Raw genomic sequence first — 18,325 nt, 5'->3', positions numbered from 1 at the left:
AAGCCGACATTCGCACCGTCGTCGACACGGCTCGCCTCGGCCCGGGAACCAATGCGTTCAAGACGATCCTTCAGACCGTGTCCGCCTGAACCTCAGTTCTGAATGGGGCGTGGGTAATTACTCTTCGCGCACGGCTTCTTTAGGCGGACAGGAGAGGCCGGCTCAGTCAACCGCCGCAGGCGGTGACCGCCTGCTCGGCGACGGCCTTGGACCGATCCCGACCACCGGCCCAACATCCTGGGCCTCCCGTCGGATGAGGCTGCGTCACCTCACCCACGGGACCGTGCCTGCCCCCACACTGCGACGCCTCGCGAGCGCGCCCCTCTCAGGAGCAGATCTACGCAATGATATAGCCGATGTTAGGACGATTGTCAAGAACATAATAAGAACATTATCCAAGCGCCTATCGCGTCATGGCCGGCCTCGTGCCGGCCATCCCCGTCTTTGCCGCGTTGCGGCTTCCAAGGCGTGGATCCCCGGGCCAAGCCCGGGGATGACGGCGGAGAGGGCAAAGTGTTCTCCCTCCTCTCGAGTGGGAGAGAGAGGCACTATACTCGTCCAATGATCCCGGATCGCCTCTGGCGTCCGGGGATGACGCGAGGTGGGGTGCTTTGTCATCTCCGCGTTTCGTGCTCTATCCCGATGGAGTAACGAAACCGTATCTATGTCCCTCGCCCGGTCGCCCCTCATCCTCGGCCTGATCGCCCTCATCGGGGCTTTGAGCCTCGCGTCCCTCGTCATCGGTCCGGCGCCGATCACGGTGCCTGTGGCGCTGAAGGCGCTCGTGGCGGATCAGGGGGCGGCGAGCATCGTGGTGCGGGAGATCCGCCTGCCACGCACGCTCCTTGCTCTGCTGATCGGCTGGATCTTCGGTCTCTCGGGGGCGGGGCTGCAGGGCCTGCTGCGCAACCCGCTCGCCGATACGGCGGTGTTCGGTGCGCCGCAGGCGGCGGCCTTCGGGGCGGTGCTCGTGATCTATTCCGGGCTGATCGGCACCCTGTCCTGGGTCCTGCCTTTCGCGGCGATTGCGGGAGCGCTCCTGTCCATCGCCCTGGTCGTGGCGGTGGCGGGACGGAGCGCCACCATCGTGGTGCTGATTCTCGCCGGCCTCGCGGTCGGCAGTCTGGCGGGGGCCGGCACGTCGCTCGCCATCAGCCTCTCGCCCAATCCCTTCGCGGTGACGGAGATCGTGTTCTGGCTTCTCGGTTCCTTCGAGGACCGGTCCATGATCCATGTGGTGCTGGCCACGCCCTTCATTCTCCTCGCCTCCATCCTGCTCCTCTCGGCCTCGTCGGGCCTGCGGGCATTGGCGCTCGGCGAGGACACGGCGCAGAGCCTCGGGATCAACGTGCCGCTCCTGCGGGGCCTGATCGTCGCGGGCGCCGCCATCGGCACGGGAGCCTCGGTGGCGGTGGCCGGGTCCATCGGCTTCGTCGGTCTGGTCGTGCCCCATCTCGTACGTCCCTTCGTGGGCTACGATCCGGCCCGCACCCTCGTGCCGGCAGGACTCGCCGGGGCAGCGCTTCTGCTCGCCGCCGATATCGCCGTGCGGCTCATCCCCTCGAGCGCAGAGATCAAGATCGGCGTGCTCACGGCCCTGCTCGGCGTTCCGTTCTTCCTCTGGGTCATTGCCCGGCGCAAGGCGGAGCTGGTGGAGACGCCGGCATGATGCGTCTCGAAGCCCGTTCCCTGACGGTGGACCTGGGGGCCCGCCGCGCCCTCGACCGGATCGACCTGTCCCTGGAGCCGGGACGGCTTACGGTGATCATCGGTCCCAACGGCGCCGGCAAGACGACCCTGCTGCGAAGCTTGGCCGGGCTGGCGGAGCCTGCCCAAGGCGATGTCTGCCTGGACGATACGTCCCTTGCCAAGATGCGCGCCTCGGAGCGGGCGCGCTCCATTGCCTATCTGCCCCAGGGCGGCAGCGTGGCCTGGCCGCTGCCGGTGGCAAGCGTCGTCGCCCTCGGTCGCCTGCCCCATGGGGAAACGCCTGACGGCCTGTCGAATGCCGGCCGGGAGGCCGTCGCTGTGGCGCTCCAGTCGGTCGGGCTGCAGGGCTTCGCGCACAGGCCGGCCACGGCACTATCCGGCGGCGAGCGCGCCAGGGTGCTTCTCGCCCGCGCTCTCGCGACGCAGGCGCCGGTGCTTTTGGTCGACGAGCCCGTTGCGGCGCTCGATCCGCGCCATCAGCTCGTCGTGCTCGATGTCCTGAAGGCCCGGGCCCGGGCGGGCGCGACGGTGGTCGCCATCATGCACGATCTGACGCTCGCTGCCCGCTTCGCCGACGATAGCGTGTTGCTGAATCAGGGAAAGATCGCAGCCTTCGGGCCGCCGGAGACGGTTTTGACCGAGGCCCGGCTCGCGGAGATCTTCGGCATCCGGGCGCGGGTTCTGGGGCAGACGGGCGGTCTCGTGGTGGTGGCGGAAAGCCCGCTGCCGGATGCCTGACGATGGCATTTGCGCGCATGCCGCCTGTGATGGTCTTACATTGACAAAGGCATGAGCCCAGCCGATACCCCGGGGCTGGGGTATGGCAAGGTTATGAATCAGCAGGGTCTCAAGAAAGCGCTTATCGTCGTGCATGATCTCGTGATGACGGGTGTGGCCGTCGTCGCGACCTTTTACGTGCGCTTCGAAGGTCCGTTCCTGAATGAGCGCCTTGCTCATCTGCCGGTCTTTCTGCCGCCCTTCATCGCCTTTGCCGGCGTGGTCTACTGGTTCTCCCAGCTCTACAAGTCCAAGTGGCGCTTCGCGTCCCTGCCGGACCTGTTCAACATCTTCCGGGCCGCGACCATCCTGGCGGTCACCCTGCTGGTGGTGGACTACATTCTCGTCTCGCCGCAGCTGAGGGGCACCTTCTTCTTCGGCAAGATCACGATCGCCCTCTACTGGCTGATCCAGATGTTCCTGCTGGGCGGCCCCAGGCTCGCCTTCCGCTACATGAAATATGCCCGCTCGCGCCATACCCTGCAGCGCGACGCCAGCACGCCGACCCTGCTGCTCGGGCGCGGCAGCGACATCGAGGTGATCCTGCGCGCCATCGAGGCCGGCACGGTCAAGAAGACGCAGCCCAAGGGCATCCTGTCCTGGCGCACCGACGATCTCGGGCAATCCATGCGCGGCGTCCCGGTTCTGGGCACGTTCAACGATCTCGACCAGGTTATCCAGGATTTCCACGAGCGCGGCACGCCGATCCGTCGCCTGCTGGCGACGCCGAGCGCCCTGATGCCGGAGGCGCACCCCGACATGCTGCTCGCCCGCGCCCGCCGCCTCGGCCTGCCGCTGGTGCGGGTCACGAGCCTCGGCGAGGGCATGCGTGATGCTGAGCTCGCGCCGCTCGAGATCGAGGACCTGCTCCTGCGTCCCACGGTGCAGATCAATCGGCAGCGTCTCGAAAACTTCATCCGCGGCAAGCGCGTGCTGGTCACGGGCGGCGGCGGCTCGATCGGATCGGAGATCTGCATCCGCGTCGTCGCCTTCGGCGCCAGCGACCTATTGATCCTGGAAAGCTCCGAGCCGTCCCTGCATCATATCCTGGAAAACCCGACTCTGCTCTCGAGCGACACCAATGTGGACGGCGTGATCGCCGACGTGCGCGACCGGGAGCGCGTGCGTGAGGTGATGAACGAGTTCCAGCCCGAGGTGGTCTTCCACGCGGCCGCCCTCAAGCACGTCCCCTATCTCGAGAAGAATTGGACGGAAGGGATCAAGACCAACGTCTTCGGCTCGGTGAATGTCTCCGATGCGGCGGTGGAGGCCGGTGCCGACACCATCGTCATGATCTCCACCGACAAGGCCATCGATCCGGTCTCCATGCTCGGCGCCACCAAGCGCTTCGCCGAGATGTACGGGCAGGCGCTCGATGCCGAGTTCATGGGCCGCAACGGTGCCACCCGCATCATCGCCGTGCGCTTCGGCAATGTGCTGGGTTCGGTCGGTTCCGTGGTGCCGAAGTTCAAGGCGCAGATCGCCCGCGGCGGGCCGCTCACGGTGACTCACCCGGATATGGTGCGCTACTTCATGACCACCCGCGAGGCGGCGGATCTGGTGCTCACCTCCGCCTCCCATGCGGAGGAGAGCCGCGCCGTCACGGAGCGCACCAACGGCGACGAGCGCGCCTCGGTCTACGTGCTCAAGATGGGCCAGCCGGTGCGCATCTACGAACTGGCCGAGCGCATGATCCGGCTTGCGGGCTACGAGCCCGGCGAGGACATCGAGATTTCCGTCACCGGCACGCGCCCCGGCGAGCGGCTGCACGAGATCCTCTTCGCCCGCGAGGAGCCCCGCACCGAGATCGGCATCGACGGCGTGATGGCGGCCAAGCCCATCTTCGCAGACCGTGACCGGGTCGATCAGTGGCTGCAGATCCTCAACCGCGCCATCGCGAATGGCGATCGTGTCCTGGCCGAGCAGGTGTTCGAGGATGCGATTCCGGAATTCAAGCGCCGGACGCCTGCGCCCCAGCCTGCCGTGCCAGTTCAGCAAGCGCGTCTCGCGTCGAACTGACCGGCTGCCAGCCCAGATCTCTCAAGGCCTGAGGGCTGGCGACCAGCGAGCCCGCCAGACGCTCATAGGCCTCGCTCCGGCCTGCGAGGGAGGCTGCCCCTTTGAGGACGAAGGACGGCACCGGGATCAATCCCGGTTCGCGCCCCAAACCCTTGCGCAGAGCCGTGACCATCTCGGGGATCGTCACCGGCTCCGGATCGGTCACGATGAAGGGGCGTTTCAAGGGCCCCGGCGCTTTCAGGACCGTATCCACGGCCGCTGCCAGATTATCGAGGGAGAGAAGCGAGCGCTTGGCCGTCAGTCCGCCGAGCGGCAGCGGCCAGGGCGATTGCGCGAGGGTCAGCAGAGCCGCCATGTTGCCCTTCACGCCTGGGCCGTAGACGAGCACGGGACGAAGGGCCGCCCAATCGAGCCCGAGCGCGCTCAAGCCCCGTTCGGCCTCGAGCTTCGAGCGACCATAAGGATCGGTGGGCTGTGGCTCCTGGGTTTCCGTCAGAATGCCCTCGGCCGTCGGGCCGGCCTGGGCGCGGATCGAGGACAGGAACACGAAGCGCTTCACGCCGGCCCGCTCGGCCGCCTGCGCCAGCCTGACGGTCGCCTCCGTGTTGATAGTCCGGTAATCGTCCTCCGGCCGCCCCGACATGGCATGCGCCAGGCCCGCCGAGTGGATCACCATGTCTACGTCGCGCAGGGCCGCCGCCATGTTGTGAGGCGAGGCGATATCGCCGATCACCGCGCTCGACGCGCCGGCCGGCACCTCGGACGGGCGGCGCAGCAGCACCCGGACCCGGTAGCCGCGCTTCGGCAGTTCGTTCAGAAGGTGCCGCCCGATGAAACCCGTGGCGCCGGTCAGCGCGATCAGGGGTGCATTCATCGGGAAACCTCCAGTCTGGGCCGAGAGAAGCGTCCGAGAACAAGGCCGACGAGAACGGCGCCCGCGACGAGCGCCGCGATCTGCACCGCACCCGAGGGCCAGACAAGGGTCATAGCGGCCAATCCCGCCAGGACAAGGTTGAGCCCGAACACGTGGCCGCTGACCTGCAAGACCGAGAAGCCGTTGTCGGTGGCCTTCTGGTAGAAATGGCTGCGATGCGCCTCCCACACTTTCTCAGCCTTAGCGAGGCGGCGCAGCAGGGTGATCGTGGCATCCATCAGATAGTAGAGCGGCAGCAGGATCGCTGCGGCGAGCGCCCCCGTGCCCGCAAGCTGCAGCAGCATCCAGCCGACGAGAAGGCCGATCGGCAGCGAGCCGACATCGCCGAGGAAAAGCCGGGCGACGGGCTTGTTGAAAGGCGCAAAGCCGAGGAGCGCACCGCAGAGGGCGGGCGCGATGAAGAGCGTCTCCCATTGAGCACGCTGAAACAAACATGCAACGGCCAGGAAGGCGGTGATCGGCACCATTTCGGCGACGGTGATCCAATCGAGCCCGTCCATGAAGTTGGTGAGGTTCACGAACCAGACGCCGCCGAAGATAAGCAGGGCGTGTTCCACCGGCAGGGGCACCGAGTCAGGCAGGATGCGAACCTTGCTGCCCACGACAACAACCGCCACGGCCACGATCTGCAGCAAGAGACGAAGGATGGCGGGGAGGGGACGGATATCGTCTACCGTGCCCACAAGAGCCAATCCGAGAGCGGCGGCGGCCACGGGATAAAAACCGGACAGAGTCCATGCCGATAGTCCAGCTCCGGCAGCGATCAGGGCTGCTCCGACGACCGCGATCCCACCGCCCTGAGGGGTCGGCAGCTTGTGGCTTGAGCGTGCATTGGGCCGCGCCAGCGCGTAGCGGATGAGCAGCGGCTTCAGAACGACAATCAGCAGCGCCGAGAGAGCGGCTGAACCGACCAGAACAGCGATCTGGAGCGCAAACAGCAAGAAGAAATCCATCGCTCAACGCCCATGATATTGCTTGTACCAATCCACAAACCGCGCAACGCCCTCCTCAAGCGATGTCGCGGGCGCGAAGCCCACATCGCGGCGCAGGTCGCTCACGTCCGCACGCGTCTCCAGCACATCGCCGGGCGGCAACGGCACGTCCACGCGGATTGCCTTCTTCCCCAGCGCGTCTTCGATCAGAGCGATCAGGTCGTTCACTTCCTCGGGGCTGTCGTTGCCGATGTTGTAGACCCGGTGCGGCGCCGGGCTGATGGCCGGATCGGGCGATTCCGCGTTCCAGGCGGGATCGGGCACGGGCGGCCTTTCCACCAGCCGTACGATGCCCTCCACGATGTCGTCCACGTAAGTGAAGTCGCGCCAGACCCGGCCCGCATGGGCGACCTGGATCTCACGGCCTTCCGCAATGGCATGGGTGAACTTGTACACCGCCATGTCCGGCCGCCCCCAGGGACCGTAGACGGTGAAGAAGCGCAGGCCCGTCGCAGGGAGGCCGAACAGAGAGGCGTAGGAATGCGCCATCATCTCGTTGGCTTTCTTGGTGGCGGCATAGAGGCTGATCGGGTGATCGGCACTATCGTGCTCGGAGAAGGGCAGCTTGCCGTTGGCGCCATAGACCGAGCTCGACGAGGCATAGACGAGGTGCTGGATCTCCCCATGCCGGCAGGCTTCCAGCATATTCATGAAGCCCATCAGGTTCGAGGCAGCGTAGGGCTGAGGATCGACGAACCGCACCCCCGGCTGGGCGGCGAGGTGGATCACCTTCTCGAAGCGATGATGCTGGAACAGCTCGCGGGTCGCCTGCGCGTCGGCAAGGTCCAGGCGCTCGCCGAGAAAAGTGTTGTGCGGGGTCAGGTTTCCGAACCGCGCCTCCTTCAGGCTCACGTCGTAATAGGGCGTGAAGCTGTCGACACCGACCACCTGATGGCCATCGGCCAGGAGCCGCTGCGCCACATGAAAGCCGATGAAGCCTGCCGCGCCGGTGACCAGGATGGGAGCTGACATGAAAGGGTCCGGATGATGAAGTGGCCGGCACCTTAGCGCATCGTGCGGAAAAGTGGACCCGGTTTTCACTGGCGTGGCCCTTCGGGTCGCTGACGCGGCCCTCTGGGTCCGCACAGAACGATGCGCTCATCAAGAGAAGAGAGCATCGTGCGGAAACCCGATCGGCTTCTGTCCGGAATCAGATGACGAAGAAGTCCTTGTAGGTCATGGCCAGCTTCTTGGAGAGACTGGCGATCTCCACGGCTTTGCCTTTCCCCGAACCATCGGCGTCGTAGAAGAGCACGCCCTTCTTGCTGTCATAGACGATGGTGTCGTTCTTGTCCTTGGCCTTCGAGCCGATGACGAAATAGCTGCTTTTCAATTGGGCAGGCTTGGCTTCCGTACCCGACTTGTCGAGCTTTGTGAACACGGCATTGTCGAGCCAGATCGAGTCGTCACGGACCTTGAAGTCGGCGATCTTGTCCTTGTTGGTCTTCGTATCGGGTTTGGTGTCGAACACGAAGGTGTCCTTGCCCGTGCCGCCGGACAAGCTGTCGCTGCCGGATCCGCCCCAGAGCTTGTCGTTGCCGCCATTGCCGTAGAGTTTGTCCTTGCCGCTATGGCCATAGAGCTTTTCGCCGCGTGACGAACTCCTGATCACATCGGCGCGGTTGATCCACAGATCCGCGTCGATGGTGGCGACGGTGGACCGAGAGACATCGCTGACGATGATCTGAAAGGAGATCGGCGCAACGGAAGGCGATGCGCTCTCCAGGTGAGGCGCCTGGGTGAAGATCAGATTGCGTATGGCGGCCTGCACCTGTGCCGGGGTGCCGCTGATCGTATAGGTGCCGGTCAGGGAGTTGTAGGTTCCGCCGCCGAGGCTCGAGGCGAGGAAGGATCCTTGTTTCGGATCACTGATGACGACGCTCACCGTGAGGGGATCCCCATTCGCGTCGGCAATGCCCACCAGCGAAAAGGGATTGTCCATGTCCGAGATCGTCTTCCGCCGCAGATCGCCGGTGATCTCGGGAGGAAGATTCAGACCGCCTGTCCCACCGCCCTTGCTCCCGCCGACATTTCCTTCGCCGTGATGGGGGAGCCATTTCGTGACGGTCACGATGCTTGCATCCACGCCCTCGCCATTCTCGCCGCCGCCCGTATTGGAAATTCCAACATAGATCTGCCGGTAAAAATCGTCCGCGAGCGTTTCCGAAGTATTTCGATAAACCAGGGACTGAATGAATGTCGCGGCGATGAGGCCCCGTGGATACTCGTTTTCGTTCTCATAATCGAAGAAGAGATGGAAATTGTAGGTTCCGCTGCCGCCAGGCGCGATGATGCCGCTATACCCGCCGATGGTGATCACGCTTCCGACATTCAGGCCATTGGTAGCGGAGACCCCTCTCGTCGTATCGAGTTCGAGGCGGTCATGAACCGGATCGGCCAACATCACGGCGACCTGTATGTCGAGAATGCCCCAACCGGTATCGACCGTGGAGTTGGACCCCCAGTCGAGATAGACGCCCACGTTGGGGCTGATCCTGTGCCAATCGCCATCCAGGTTCGTTGAGAAGATGGTCGTGCCCATCGAAAATCCTCGCAATCTGTTCGCGGCATCTGCTCTTCGCTTCCAAGCGACGAGGTGGCCCTACGGGAATCGTCCGCTCATGGCATGATATAACGAATGAAATATAATAATGAATGGCGAATGGACCGATATACCCTTCCGTATAGGAAGAACGTTCTGCCAAGGGCCCTATTCCGCACCTCAAGGAAACCGACGAGGGCTCCACATATGCAAGTTGTATATGTCTGGAGATCTGAAGGACGCTTTCGGGAGTCTGCGGTGCATCGTCAGGGGCGGACGCTTGGTTCCGCACGATGCGCTAGGTGGCAAAATCCTTTAGGGGAAGCGATCGCCGCTCTTCTGTTGTCGTCGTGGAAGTCTTTGCACAATCCGTGTCGAAGTCGTTTTCCACCGGCTCGAAAATGAAGGATTGGCGTTCGCGGGCCATGAAGGCGGTCGGCATCATGGCCTGCATCTCGGCCTCGGCGGCATGCAGGAAGGAGTCGTCATGGCCGGGATAGAGATGGAAGATCGCGAGTGACTTCACACCGGCCGCTTTGGCAAGCTCCACGCCCTTCTGCCATGTGGAATGGCCCCAGCCGCGGCAATAGGAATATTCGGCGTCGGAGAACATGCCGTCGAAGATCATGAGATCGGTGTCGCGCACGAAGTTCGCGAGGCCGGGATCGGGCCAGATGTCGCTGTGCTCGACGTCGCTGATGTAGCAGACGCTGCGGCCCTGGTGGCCGATGCGAAAGCCCGTGGCTCCGCCGGGATGGTTCAGGAGATGGGTTTCCACCCGCGTGCCGTCGTCGAATGTCAGGGGCTCGCCCGCTCTGAAACCGTGGTGCTCGAAACGGGCGGGAAGCTGGCCGAGGCGAACCGGAAAGAGCGGCGGGGCGAAAAGGCGGCTCAAGGGCTCCATGGCGCTCTCACCATCCAGATTGCCGCAATAGGTGCGGATCACCCGCTCCTTGGCGAGAAGGGCGGGCTTGAAGAACGGAAGACCGCTGATGTGATCGAGATGGAGATGGCTCAGGAGAATGTCGATTTTTTCGGGGGCAGTGGGGCCGAGCTCCATGCCCAGCGCGGACAGGCCGGTTCCCGCATCGAGGATGAAGAGCCGCTCGCCGCAGCGGACCTCGACACAAGGGGTGTGCGAGCCGAACTCGACGAATTGGGGGCCGGATGTGCAGGTGGAGCCGCGTATGCCCCAGAACCGGACCCGCAACGCGTCAGAGGATGCAACTCGCCTTACCATGTCAGGATCATGACCAATCGAAAACCCTGCTTATGTGCGCTAGCGCACATCGATAAGCTGCCCCCGAGGGGGATGGCCGGTCAAGGTAAATGTGTCACGCACTCAGCACCTCCAGGGTCCTGATGCGGCGATCCATCACCGGTTCACCTCGCTCGAAATGGATAACCGCGTCGAACGGAGGTTGATCCATGGCCGGCGAAATCGACGGCGTCACCAGGATCAATCCCCGCCCGACGAGGGCGCGGCGCAGATTGGCGACGAGCTTGTCGGCGGCAGGTCCCGGCAGACCGTCGAGTGCCCGCTGCACCACCAGAATGCCGGGTCGGCGCACGAGGCAGCGCACAAGATCGACGGCAGCGACCTCGCTCGAGGTCAGATCGTCGCCCTGCGGATCGATGGGCGTATCGAGCCCGATGCGCGAGACCTCGCCGTCGAGACCCCTCTGCGTCAGGACCCGGCGCGTCACTTCGTGCACCGACTCGAGAGCGCCAGCCTGATCGGCCGCGATGCGTCCGAAGAGCAGGTTATCCTGAATGCTGGCCGCCGCACAGAAGCGTTCCTCGTCGTAGAACTCGATCGAGGGCTTCAGGCTCACCGGCAGCATGCGCGCGAAATCGGCGCGGGCGACGAGGATCTGTTCCTCCATGCAGGTTTCGAGCAGACCGAGGCGATGCCGGCTCTCGTTGTAGCGTAGCGCGAGGCCGATCAGGCGCTCCCGGTCCCGCGAGGTCTGATCGCTGCGCCGCTGCTCATTCTTCCGGTCGACGAGGTCCTGAAAATAGGGGCGGTCCGCCGCCGAGAAGAACGAGAAGCGCTCAAAGAGCGGGGAGCCATCCGGAATGTCGGAGAAGATCTCGATCATGCTGGTTGCGATCGAGAGCCCCATCCGGGCGAGCGGCTTTGTCAGTTCGTTGGCTTCCAGGATCGCCCGCACGAACGGATGGCCGGCCAGACGATCCTCCTCGAAGGCATCGCCGATGGGCTTTCCGAATAGCAGGTTCTCGCCGATCGTGGCGTAGCGGTTGTAGCGTTCGGCGCTGAAGGAATCGACGAAGCGGTCGAGCTGCTCGGCCGCCAGCACCGCCTGCACGGCGCGGCGCGCTTCCACGATGGCGGCGGCGAATTTCGGCTCCCGTTCCGGATCGATGGTTCCGGACAGGCCGCGCGCATGGGTCAGCCGGTCGAGACCCGCCACAGTGATGGCCTCGGAGAGACGGTGGCCGAGCTCGCCTTCCGGCACGGAGGCGCCGTAGAGCAGATTGCCCTTCAGGCTGCCGTCGATCAGCACGGTGTTCCCGGCAAAGGCGATACGCCGGCTGCGCTCGACCGGATCGGCGGCGGCGAGATCGATGCCGCCATAGGTGAGGCGGCCGAGGGATGGCGGGATCTGGCCACTCATGAGGGCCGCCAGGAGCCGCGGGCCCGCATCCCCGTCACCGACCAGGGCCACATGGGACGGGAAGGCGAGGTTCAGGTTGACCGAGGCGACCCGCGCGCCGCTGGCAGGGTCATAGGCCGAGACGCCCTGGGCCACGAGCGCGCCGCTCTCGGGCAGGCTGGCCTTGCCTTTCAGGGCCGCACGCAGCTTCAACGGCACCAGCCCCTTGCCGAGATCGATGAGCAGCGCCCGCGCCCTTAGGGCCAATCGGTGCCACTGGACGACCTCCCGGGTGCCATAGGCGGCGAGCGCCGCGGCGAGGACGCAGGCAGCCACCGTTCCCGCGGTCGTCGGACGGGCTTGGGAGAACCAGGCACCCAGGGCCAACACGGAGAGCGGCGCGATCATGAGCACGGCCGCGGAGGCCGCCTCGGCGAACGCCAGGCGGTATTCCCGTTTCATCACCGGCCGGTGGCTTCCCACCAGCGCCTCGCGCACCCGGTCGCGCTCATAGGGCGCGGTGCCGTGGGCGCGCAGGGCCGGGATGCGATGCTCCAGCTCGGCGAAGACGCCCTCGGCCTCGTCGCCTTCCCGGTGCCGGGCGGCAGTGGCGTCGAACCGCAGGAGCGAGCGGCGCGCGCCCACGATGGCTCCCAGCGCCAGAATCAGCGCCAGAGCCGCGCCGAGATGCCAGTCCATGACGAAAATATAGGCGCAGGCGAGCCCGATCATCCCGCCGAGCTTCACCGGCACCAGAAGGCTCGAGCCCAGCACGCCGCTTTCGCGAGCCAGGCCCCGGCCGGCCAGCGCCGTCACCATGGCGATCTCGTCATGGGACGCGGAGGGCACTTTGAGGATGACGTCGAGGGCCGCCGATTGGGTGCGCGTGAGCATTCTCAGGCCGATGCCGACCGTCAGCCATTCGAGCCCCATCAGGATCAAGCCGAGAAGCATGGGGATGAGCAGGATCCCGGCAATCGAGGCGAGCGCGAAAGCCTCGGGACCCAGGATGAAGCCGGGAAACAGGACGATGGGTTCAGGCCAGAGCTCGACCGGCGGGCTGATGGCGAGCCGCAGAAAGGCCGCCGGTGCATCCCAGCTGCCCGCCGCCCCCGTCGCCCTGTCGACGACGATGCGCACGAGATCGAAGCCGACGAGGATCAGAATTCCTGCCAGGACCAGAAGGCTCAATCCGACGAGATGGCGAAAAGGAGATGCTTTCCACGCCAGGCGCAGTGGGTCGCGCTCTACGACAACTCCCAAGGACAACTCCAACGATCGATCAGATGTGACGTTGATGGGGAACCTAAATCATTTTTCGACGAATGGGATGAGCTTCGCCGTTAAAAAGTGCGCTCCAGCACAAAACTGCGGGACCTCAAGCCGGAAAAGAGCGCTTCTGAGGCCCAAGACCGATCCGAACTGTGCCGATTTGCCCCTCGCCGCGCCGCGCTTCAACGCTATGTCACCCCCCTTGGTTCTCTGCTTTTGCCTTTCACGGAGGATCGGTGAGCTCGCCCATGACGTCTCCCCTGCCGCTCGATCCGGTTTTCCAGCTCGTCCTTGAGGTTCCGACCCGCACGCCGAGCCCGGACCTGCCGCGCCGTCTGACGGGACTCTTCAAGGAACTGGCTCTGCAGGAGCCGGCCCGTCCGGTCGAGGATATCGAAGACCAGATCTGGGCCCTGTGGGGATCGCACGAGGACCGCCTGGCCGAGGAGACCATGATGGCGGCCGTGGAGGCCTTGGGTTCGGGCTCGCTTAAGATGGCGAGGCCCCTGCTCGATCATCTGGTCGCCAAGCACCCGCGCTGGGCGGAGGCCTGGAACAAGCGGGCAACGCTCGCCTCCATCGAGAAGCGCGATGCGGACAGCCTGCTCGACATCGCGCAGACACTGGAACTCGAACCGCGCCATTTCGGCGCCATCGCCGGCTTCGGCAATATCTGCCTGCGCAACGGTCATCTCAACGAGGCCCGCGCGGCGTTCCAGATCGCATTGTCCATCAATCCGCATATGGACGATCTGCGCGACATGCTGGAGAACCTGTCACCGCATCACCTGATGCTGCATTAGCATCGGCTGATCTACCCCAGCTCGAAGGTCGTGATTCCGTAGGTGCGCGACAGCGGCAGATCCGGCGTTTCGCCGCGATACATCCGCGCCGTCTCGAACACGGGCGACAGGCCGTGGCGCGTGGCGAGCCGAATGGCAGCCTCGTTCGGCTCGGGCAGATCCAGGAACACTGCATCGCCTTTCGCCTCCGAAGCCAGCGTTCGAAACAGCAGGTCGGCCTCGCGCTCGCTGTCGGCGAAGAGCGGCCCGATCTTGTAGCCGCTCCGGCAGGCGCGGATGACGCCGTAGCCCTTCATGATCCCGTCTTCCAAGACGGCAAAGGCACTGCGCGAGTCGGGCTTGAGCCAGCAGCGCAGAAAGATGTCGCGCGGCGCGGGAAAGAACGGCCGGTCGTAGACGAGAACGGCGTCCACGATCTCCGGCGTCACCCGCCGCAGGCATTCGTTTCGAGGTGCTTCGATCTGAGGGGTACCGCCGAAGCGCATGTTGCGATGAGCCAGGACGAAGCCGGATCGCCCGTAATTCGACTGCTGCGCCACCACCCCGTCGAGGCCTACGGTACGATTCTCGAGAGAGGCCATGCCGGCCTGCCAGACGCGATAGCCGAATCCGCGTCCGCGCTGGTCCTGCCGGACGATGTAGAGGCCCAGAAAGCCGAAGCTGTCGGCGTAGCGAACCACCGAGATCGAGGCGATGGGCTCATCGCCGATACAACCCATCAGGAATCCCGCCGGATCAGCCGCCTGGAAACATTCGGCATCGTTAAGTCCGGGATTCCATCCCTCGGTGGCAGCCCACTCGATCGCCAGGTCCAGATCCTCGCGGGTCATGACGCGGATCGTGAGATCGTCCAGATTTTCGCGTGTCATGTCGGGCCTCGTCGTGGCTCTTGTAAGAGGGCCTGCTGCCTCAAGTGTATCCGAGAAGAGAGCCGCCGTTGAGACTGATCGCAAGCGCGACAATGGAGCCATTGCGGGACTGCCGCGAGGGCGTACCTTAGGCGCCATGTCCGATTCGCCCGCCATTCTTCCCCGTCCCATCATTCTGCCCGTCGACGGCCGCCAATCCACCGTTGCCGCTGGTGTCCAGCGTGGCGTGCGCCGCCTGTTCTCGGAGCTCGGCCACGTCACCTTGCCCGAATTCACCCTTGCCAATGGCAGGCGTGCGGATCTGATCGCGCTCGCGCCCGACGGCGCGCTCACGATCATCGAGATCAAATCGAGCGTGGCGGATTTCCGGGCCGACCGGAAATGGCCCGATTACGAGGATTTCTGCGACCGGTTCTATTTCGCCGTGCCGGAAACCGTACCCTTCGACATTCTGCCTGAGGATCGCGGTTTCATCGTTGCCGACAGTTTCGGGGCGGCGATCATGCGCGAATCGTCCCACCATCCGCTCGCCGGCGCGCGCCGCAAGGCCGTGACCTTGCGCTTCGCCCATGCGGCGGCTTCGCTGCTGCATGCCCTCGCGGATCCCGACAGGATCGCGGATGGACGGCTTTGAGGCTCTCTCGACTGTCATTCCGGGGCGAGCGAAGCGAGAGCCCGGAATCCATAAACACGACGTTTCAGAAAGAGGCGAGTAGCGTTCCGCCTGCTTCTGCATCGTCAGCGGTTATGGATTCCGGGCTCGCCTGCGGCGCCCCGGAATGACAGTGGAGGGGTTTACGCCAGGACATGCTCAGCCATAATCCGCGTCATGAACGAATGACGGATTGTGGGGGCAATCATGGAACAGGTCATCAGGTTTCTGCTCAGCAATTTCACGCTGACGCTTTTCGTCATCGGGCTCGTCGCATCGCTTAGTGCCATGCTGCGACGCCCGCGTCCCTGGAGCCGGGCGACGGTGACCGAGGCCTTGCTGTCCTGGTTCCTCTTCTTTTCGCTTGGGGTCAGCTTCCTCTACAATTTCGTCATGCACGTCTTCTTCTCCGAGATGGCGGCCGCTTTCATCGGCTGGCAGGCCAGCCCGTTCCAGAAGGAAGTCGGCTTCGCCAGCCTCGGCTTCTCCGTCGTCGGATTCATGGCGTTCAAAGGCGGCTACGGCATGCGCCTGGCAGCACTCGTCGGCCCGGCCTGCTTTCTCTGGGGTGCCGCAGCCGGCCATGTGGTGCAGATGGTGGAGGCGCACAATTACGCGCCCGGCAATGCCGGCGCGATCTTCTACACGGACATCCTGCTGCCGGTCTTCGGATTGATCTTGCTCTGGATGCAGAGAGGAACTGTGACGATCACGGAGACAGGAGTGCCAAAAACGGCGTTCCCTCGCTGAGGGATCAGCGAGGAGCGCGCTTGGCGAGAATCCGCTGCAGGGTCCGGCGGTGCATGTTGAGGCGCCGCGCCGTCTCCGAGACGTTGCGGCCGCAGAGTTCGTAGACGCGCTGGATATGCTCCCAGCGCACCCGGTCCGCCGACATGGGATTTTCCGGCGGCAGGGCGCGCTCGCCGGGCTGGGCCATGAGGGCGGCATGGATCTCGTCCGCATCGGCGGGCTTTGCCAGATAATCGAAGGCGCCCATCTTTACCGCCGTGACGGCAGTGGCGATGTTGCCGTAGCCGGTGAGGATGACGCCGCGGGCATCCGGGCGGCGGTTTTTCAGGCGTTCGATCACATCGAGCCCGTTGCCGTCGCCGAGCCGCATGTCGATCACGGCGAAGGCCGGCGGTTCGGTCTCGATAGCGGCAAGGCCGTCCGACACGCTTTCGGCCACGCGAACCTGATAGCCGCGGCCCTCCATGGCGCGGGCAAGACGGGTCGAGAACGGCCGGTCGTCGTCGACGATCAAGAGGCTCTTGTCGGCGCGATCTTCGAACGCGGCAGGCGCATCGGCCATCAGAACATCTCCTTGCATTTGAAGGCTCAAACTCCTTCATGAGGCGAGCCTGTCCGGCTCTTCTCTCATATGGGAATTCTTCCCCTAACCTTTGAGAGACAGTTTGGACTCTCCCTGCGGCGAAATTGCCGCACCTCGGTCAAACGCATGACGCGGCCAAACGATCCGTGCGATGGCTCCGGAGGCGGGCGGAGCGGCATTCGTCAGCGTCAGTTCGGCGCCCGAGCGCTCGATCAAGGTCTTGGCGATGAACAGGCCCAGTCCCAATCCTCCGCCCTCCTCGCTGTCCTCGGTTCGCTCGGCGGCGCTTCGGGTTGTGACATAGGGCTCGCCCACCCGAAGCAGAATATCGGGAGCGTAGCCGGGGCCGTCATCCCGGATCTCGATGAAAACCTCGTGAGGAGACCAGCAGGCCTCGATCGTCACCCGGCTCTCGGCAAAGTCCGTGGCGTTGTCGAGGATATTGGACAGGCCGTAGACGACGCCTGGATTGCGCCGTCCCATGGGCTCCGGGCCGTCGCCCCGCGTCTCGACCTGCACATCGAAGCCGACGGCCCGTTGCGGCTCGACGACCTCCTCCACCAGATGGCTGAGCGAGATCGTCTCCAGGAATTCCGATTCCTCCTCCTGACCCATGGAGGTGAGCTTGGTCAGGATGGTGCGGCAGCGCTCCACCTGCTCCTGCAGGAGCCTCAAGTCCTCCCCGACAGGGCCTTCCTTGGGCATGGAATGGCTCAGCTCCTTCGTCACCAGGGCGATGGTGGCGAGCGGCGTGCCGAGTTCGTGGGCCGCGGCCGCAGCCAACCCGTCGAGCTGCGACAGGTGTTGCTCGCGGGCGAGCACCAGTTCGGTGGCGGCGAGCGCCTGGGCGAGCTGCCGGGCTTCCTCCGCCACGCGCCAGGCATAGATGCCGGTAAAGGCCGTCCCGAGCACGATCGCGGCCCAGATCCCGGTCACGTAAAGGAATGGAAGGGTGAAGCTCTGCCCGGGAAACCACGGCAGGGGCCTGTGGGTGAGAACAAGGAGCGTGGCACAGCCGATGGCAAGGAGACCGAGCCCGAGGGTTCGTTCCGGGGTGAGCGCCGTGGCCGAAATCAGCACGGGCGCCAGGAACAGCATGGCAAAAGGGTTCTCCAACCCACCCGTCAGGTAGAGAAGCCCCGCCAGCTGCAGGATGTCGAAGGCCAGAAGCGCCGTGGCGATGTTGTCGCTGAGCCGGTGGCTCGCCGGATACTGGATGCGCAGGAGCAGGTTGACCCAGACCGAGGCACTGATGACCAGGAAGCAGAGGGCGAAGGGGAGCGGGAAGCCGAGCCCGAAACGGACCCCGGCGACAGCCGCCGCCTGACCTGCAATGGCGAGCCAGCGCAGGCGAACGAGCGTGTCGAGGCGTAAGTGCCGGGCGTGGTGGGTCAGGCTCTTCTGGTCGATCTTGGACATCATCGAACAGAATAGGGTCGCCCTATCGTTCGCCAAGCACTTGTCGCTGGCCTATTTTCCTATTGTCGACTTGGGCGATGCTCTGAAACCAAAGTATGTAGTTCGTTTTTGCGGTGGAAGAGCTAGCCTGTTGCAATAAACTGAAGGAACTTTAATCTTAAAGTTACGGTTGAGGATAAAGCCTACCGCATTGTGCGAGAACCAGGCACTCGGCCCTTGGGGACAGTGATGAATTTTTCTTATGTATGGTACGATACCGCACATTGGCTTTTGAGTCCGGCTCGCGCCGCTTCCGATTTCACGAAGCACTTCTTCGACAATCCTGGTAATCCGCTTACCAACACGCCCTATGGCCGGACCGTGTCGGCGGCCTGCGAATTGTTCG

Annotated in this window: 15 protein-coding genes; 6 read left to right on the top strand and 9 right to left on the bottom strand. The window is 64.5% G+C overall.

The genetic code is table 11. The features are described from left to right. Positions 1–664 precede the first annotated feature (664 nt). The 3 genes from ACS5Q1_RS38170 (at position 665) to ACS5Q1_RS38160 (ending at position 4,506) form a co-directional block, all read left to right on the top strand. A complete protein-coding gene (locus tag ACS5Q1_RS38170) occupies positions 665–1,669 on the top strand; it encodes a FecCD family ABC transporter permease (RefSeq protein WP_473103127.1) in 1,005 nt (334 codons plus the stop codon). Next, the gene (locus tag ACS5Q1_RS38165; protein WP_473103126.1) at positions 1,666–2,448 is read left to right on the top strand and encodes an ABC transporter ATP-binding protein; all 783 of its coding nucleotides are present in this window, start codon (positions 1,666–1,668) and stop codon (positions 2,446–2,448) included. Before ACS5Q1_RS38170 ends, ACS5Q1_RS38165 begins: the two co-directional genes overlap by 4 nt. A gap of 93 nt (positions 2,449–2,541) precedes the next feature. Continuing rightward, positions 2,542–4,506 (top strand): SDR family NAD(P)-dependent oxidoreductase, encoded by a 1,965-nt coding sequence (locus ACS5Q1_RS38160; protein WP_473103130.1) that lies wholly within the window; start codon positions 2,542–2,544, stop codon positions 4,504–4,506. Here ACS5Q1_RS38160 and ACS5Q1_RS38155 read toward each other — a convergent pair. From ACS5Q1_RS38155 to ACS5Q1_RS38130, 6 genes are all read right to left on the bottom strand, one after another. Then, a complete protein-coding gene (locus tag ACS5Q1_RS38155; RefSeq protein ID WP_473103125.1) occupies positions 4,439–5,380 on the bottom strand; it encodes an NAD-dependent epimerase/dehydratase family protein in 942 nt (313 codons plus the stop codon). The two genes, ACS5Q1_RS38160 and ACS5Q1_RS38155, sit on opposite strands and share 68 nt — an antisense overlap. Further along, complete coding sequence (locus ACS5Q1_RS38150; RefSeq protein WP_473103124.1) at positions 5,377–6,393, bottom strand: MraY family glycosyltransferase; 1,017 nt, start codon at positions 6,391–6,393, stop codon at positions 5,377–5,379. The genes ACS5Q1_RS38155 and ACS5Q1_RS38150 overlap by 4 nt, the downstream gene beginning before the upstream one ends. A 3-nt stretch (positions 6,394–6,396) precedes the next feature. Next, positions 6,397–7,404, bottom strand: a complete 1,008-nt coding sequence (locus ACS5Q1_RS38145) for an NAD-dependent epimerase (protein ID WP_473103123.1) — start codon at positions 7,402–7,404, stop codon at positions 6,397–6,399. A 178-nt stretch (positions 7,405–7,582) separates the two neighbouring features. After that, entirely contained in the window at positions 7,583–8,974 is a 1,392-nt protein-coding gene (locus tag ACS5Q1_RS38140) for a M10 family metallopeptidase C-terminal domain-containing protein (protein WP_473103122.1), read from the bottom strand. Positions 8,975–9,272: 298 nt separating this feature from the next. Beyond that, entirely contained in the window at positions 9,273–10,214 is a 942-nt protein-coding gene (locus ACS5Q1_RS38135) for an MBL fold metallo-hydrolase (protein WP_203441759.1), read from the bottom strand. Positions 10,215–10,308: 94 nt separating this feature from the next. Beyond that, entirely contained in the window at positions 10,309–12,855 is a 2,547-nt protein-coding gene (locus tag ACS5Q1_RS38130; protein ID WP_473103121.1) for an ABC transporter ATP-binding protein, read from the bottom strand. A 257-nt stretch (positions 12,856–13,112) separates the two neighbouring features. Here ACS5Q1_RS38130 and ACS5Q1_RS38125 point away from each other — a divergent pair, with 257 nt between their 5' ends. Continuing rightward, on the top strand, positions 13,113–13,667 hold the full coding sequence (locus ACS5Q1_RS38125; RefSeq protein WP_203441757.1) for a hypothetical protein: 555 nt from the start codon (positions 13,113–13,115) through the stop codon (positions 13,665–13,667). A gap of 11 nt (positions 13,668–13,678) precedes the next feature. Here the strand turns inward: ACS5Q1_RS38125 and ACS5Q1_RS38120 are convergent, their stop codons facing one another. Continuing rightward, on the bottom strand, positions 13,679–14,536 hold the full coding sequence (locus ACS5Q1_RS38120) for a GNAT family N-acetyltransferase (RefSeq protein WP_473103120.1): 858 nt from the start codon (positions 14,534–14,536) through the stop codon (positions 13,679–13,681). Positions 14,537–14,672: 136 nt separating this feature from the next. Here ACS5Q1_RS38120 and ACS5Q1_RS38115 point away from each other — a divergent pair, with 136 nt between their 5' ends. Together ACS5Q1_RS38115 and ACS5Q1_RS38110 are read left to right on the top strand one after the other, a co-directional pair. Then, the gene (locus ACS5Q1_RS38115; protein ID WP_473103129.1) at positions 14,673–15,170 is read left to right on the top strand and encodes an MmcB family DNA repair protein; all 498 of its coding nucleotides are present in this window, start codon (positions 14,673–14,675) and stop codon (positions 15,168–15,170) included. Positions 15,171–15,395: 225 nt separating this feature from the next. Beyond that, entirely contained in the window at positions 15,396–15,938 is a 543-nt protein-coding gene (locus ACS5Q1_RS38110) for a DUF6790 family protein (RefSeq protein WP_473103119.1), read from the top strand. A gap of 4 nt (positions 15,939–15,942) precedes the next feature. On the opposite strand, the gene ACS5Q1_RS38105 is transcribed toward ACS5Q1_RS38110, so the two are convergent. Both ACS5Q1_RS38105 and ACS5Q1_RS38100 read right to left on the bottom strand, forming a co-directional pair. After that, entirely contained in the window at positions 15,943–16,500 is a 558-nt protein-coding gene (locus ACS5Q1_RS38105) for an ActR/PrrA/RegA family redox response regulator transcription factor (RefSeq protein WP_473103118.1), read from the bottom strand. Positions 16,501–16,584: 84 nt separating this feature from the next. After that, complete coding sequence (locus ACS5Q1_RS38100) at positions 16,585–17,940, bottom strand: ActS/PrrB/RegB family redox-sensitive histidine kinase (RefSeq protein WP_473103128.1); 1,356 nt, start codon at positions 17,938–17,940, stop codon at positions 16,585–16,587. Positions 17,941–18,325: the final 385 nt, after the last annotated feature.

The organism is Microvirga sp. GN3 (assembly GCF_055792825.1).
The sequence above is the reverse complement of the archived record's forward strand: the minus strand, read 5'-3'. Positions and strand labels throughout refer to the sequence as shown.

Coding starts and splice junctions, on each gene's coding strand:
- ACS5Q1_RS38165 (WP_473103126.1), top strand. CDS start 1,666: ATGATGCGTCTCGAAGCCCGTTCCCTGACGGTGGACCTGGGGGCCCGC.
- ACS5Q1_RS38160 (WP_473103130.1), top strand. CDS start 2,542: ATGAATCAGCAGGGTCTCAAGAAAGCGCTTATCGTCGTGCATGATCTC.
- ACS5Q1_RS38125 (WP_203441757.1), top strand. CDS start 13,113: ATGACGTCTCCCCTGCCGCTCGATCCGGTTTTCCAGCTCGTCCTTGAG.
- ACS5Q1_RS38100 (WP_473103128.1), bottom strand. CDS start 17,940: ATGTCCAAGATCGACCAGAAGAGCCTGACCCACCACGCCCGGCACTTA.
- ACS5Q1_RS38135 (WP_203441759.1), bottom strand. CDS start 10,214: ATGGTAAGGCGAGTTGCATCCTCTGACGCGTTGCGGGTCCGGTTCTGG.
- ACS5Q1_RS38150 (WP_473103124.1), bottom strand. CDS start 6,393: ATGGATTTCTTCTTGCTGTTTGCGCTCCAGATCGCTGTTCTGGTCGGT.
- ACS5Q1_RS38170 (WP_473103127.1), top strand. CDS start 665: ATGTCCCTCGCCCGGTCGCCCCTCATCCTCGGCCTGATCGCCCTCATC.
- ACS5Q1_RS38105 (WP_473103118.1), bottom strand. CDS start 16,500: ATGGCCGATGCGCCTGCCGCGTTCGAAGATCGCGCCGACAAGAGCCTC.
- ACS5Q1_RS38115 (WP_473103129.1), top strand. CDS start 14,673: ATGTCCGATTCGCCCGCCATTCTTCCCCGTCCCATCATTCTGCCCGTC.
- ACS5Q1_RS38155 (WP_473103125.1), bottom strand. CDS start 5,380: ATGAATGCACCCCTGATCGCGCTGACCGGCGCCACGGGTTTCATCGGG.
- ACS5Q1_RS38120 (WP_473103120.1), bottom strand. CDS start 14,536: ATGACACGCGAAAATCTGGACGATCTCACGATCCGCGTCATGACCCGC.
- ACS5Q1_RS38110 (WP_473103119.1), top strand. CDS start 15,396: ATGGAACAGGTCATCAGGTTTCTGCTCAGCAATTTCACGCTGACGCTT.
- ACS5Q1_RS38140 (WP_473103122.1), bottom strand. CDS start 8,974: ATGGGCACGACCATCTTCTCAACGAACCTGGATGGCGATTGGCACAGG.
- ACS5Q1_RS38145 (WP_473103123.1), bottom strand. CDS start 7,404: ATGTCAGCTCCCATCCTGGTCACCGGCGCGGCAGGCTTCATCGGCTTT.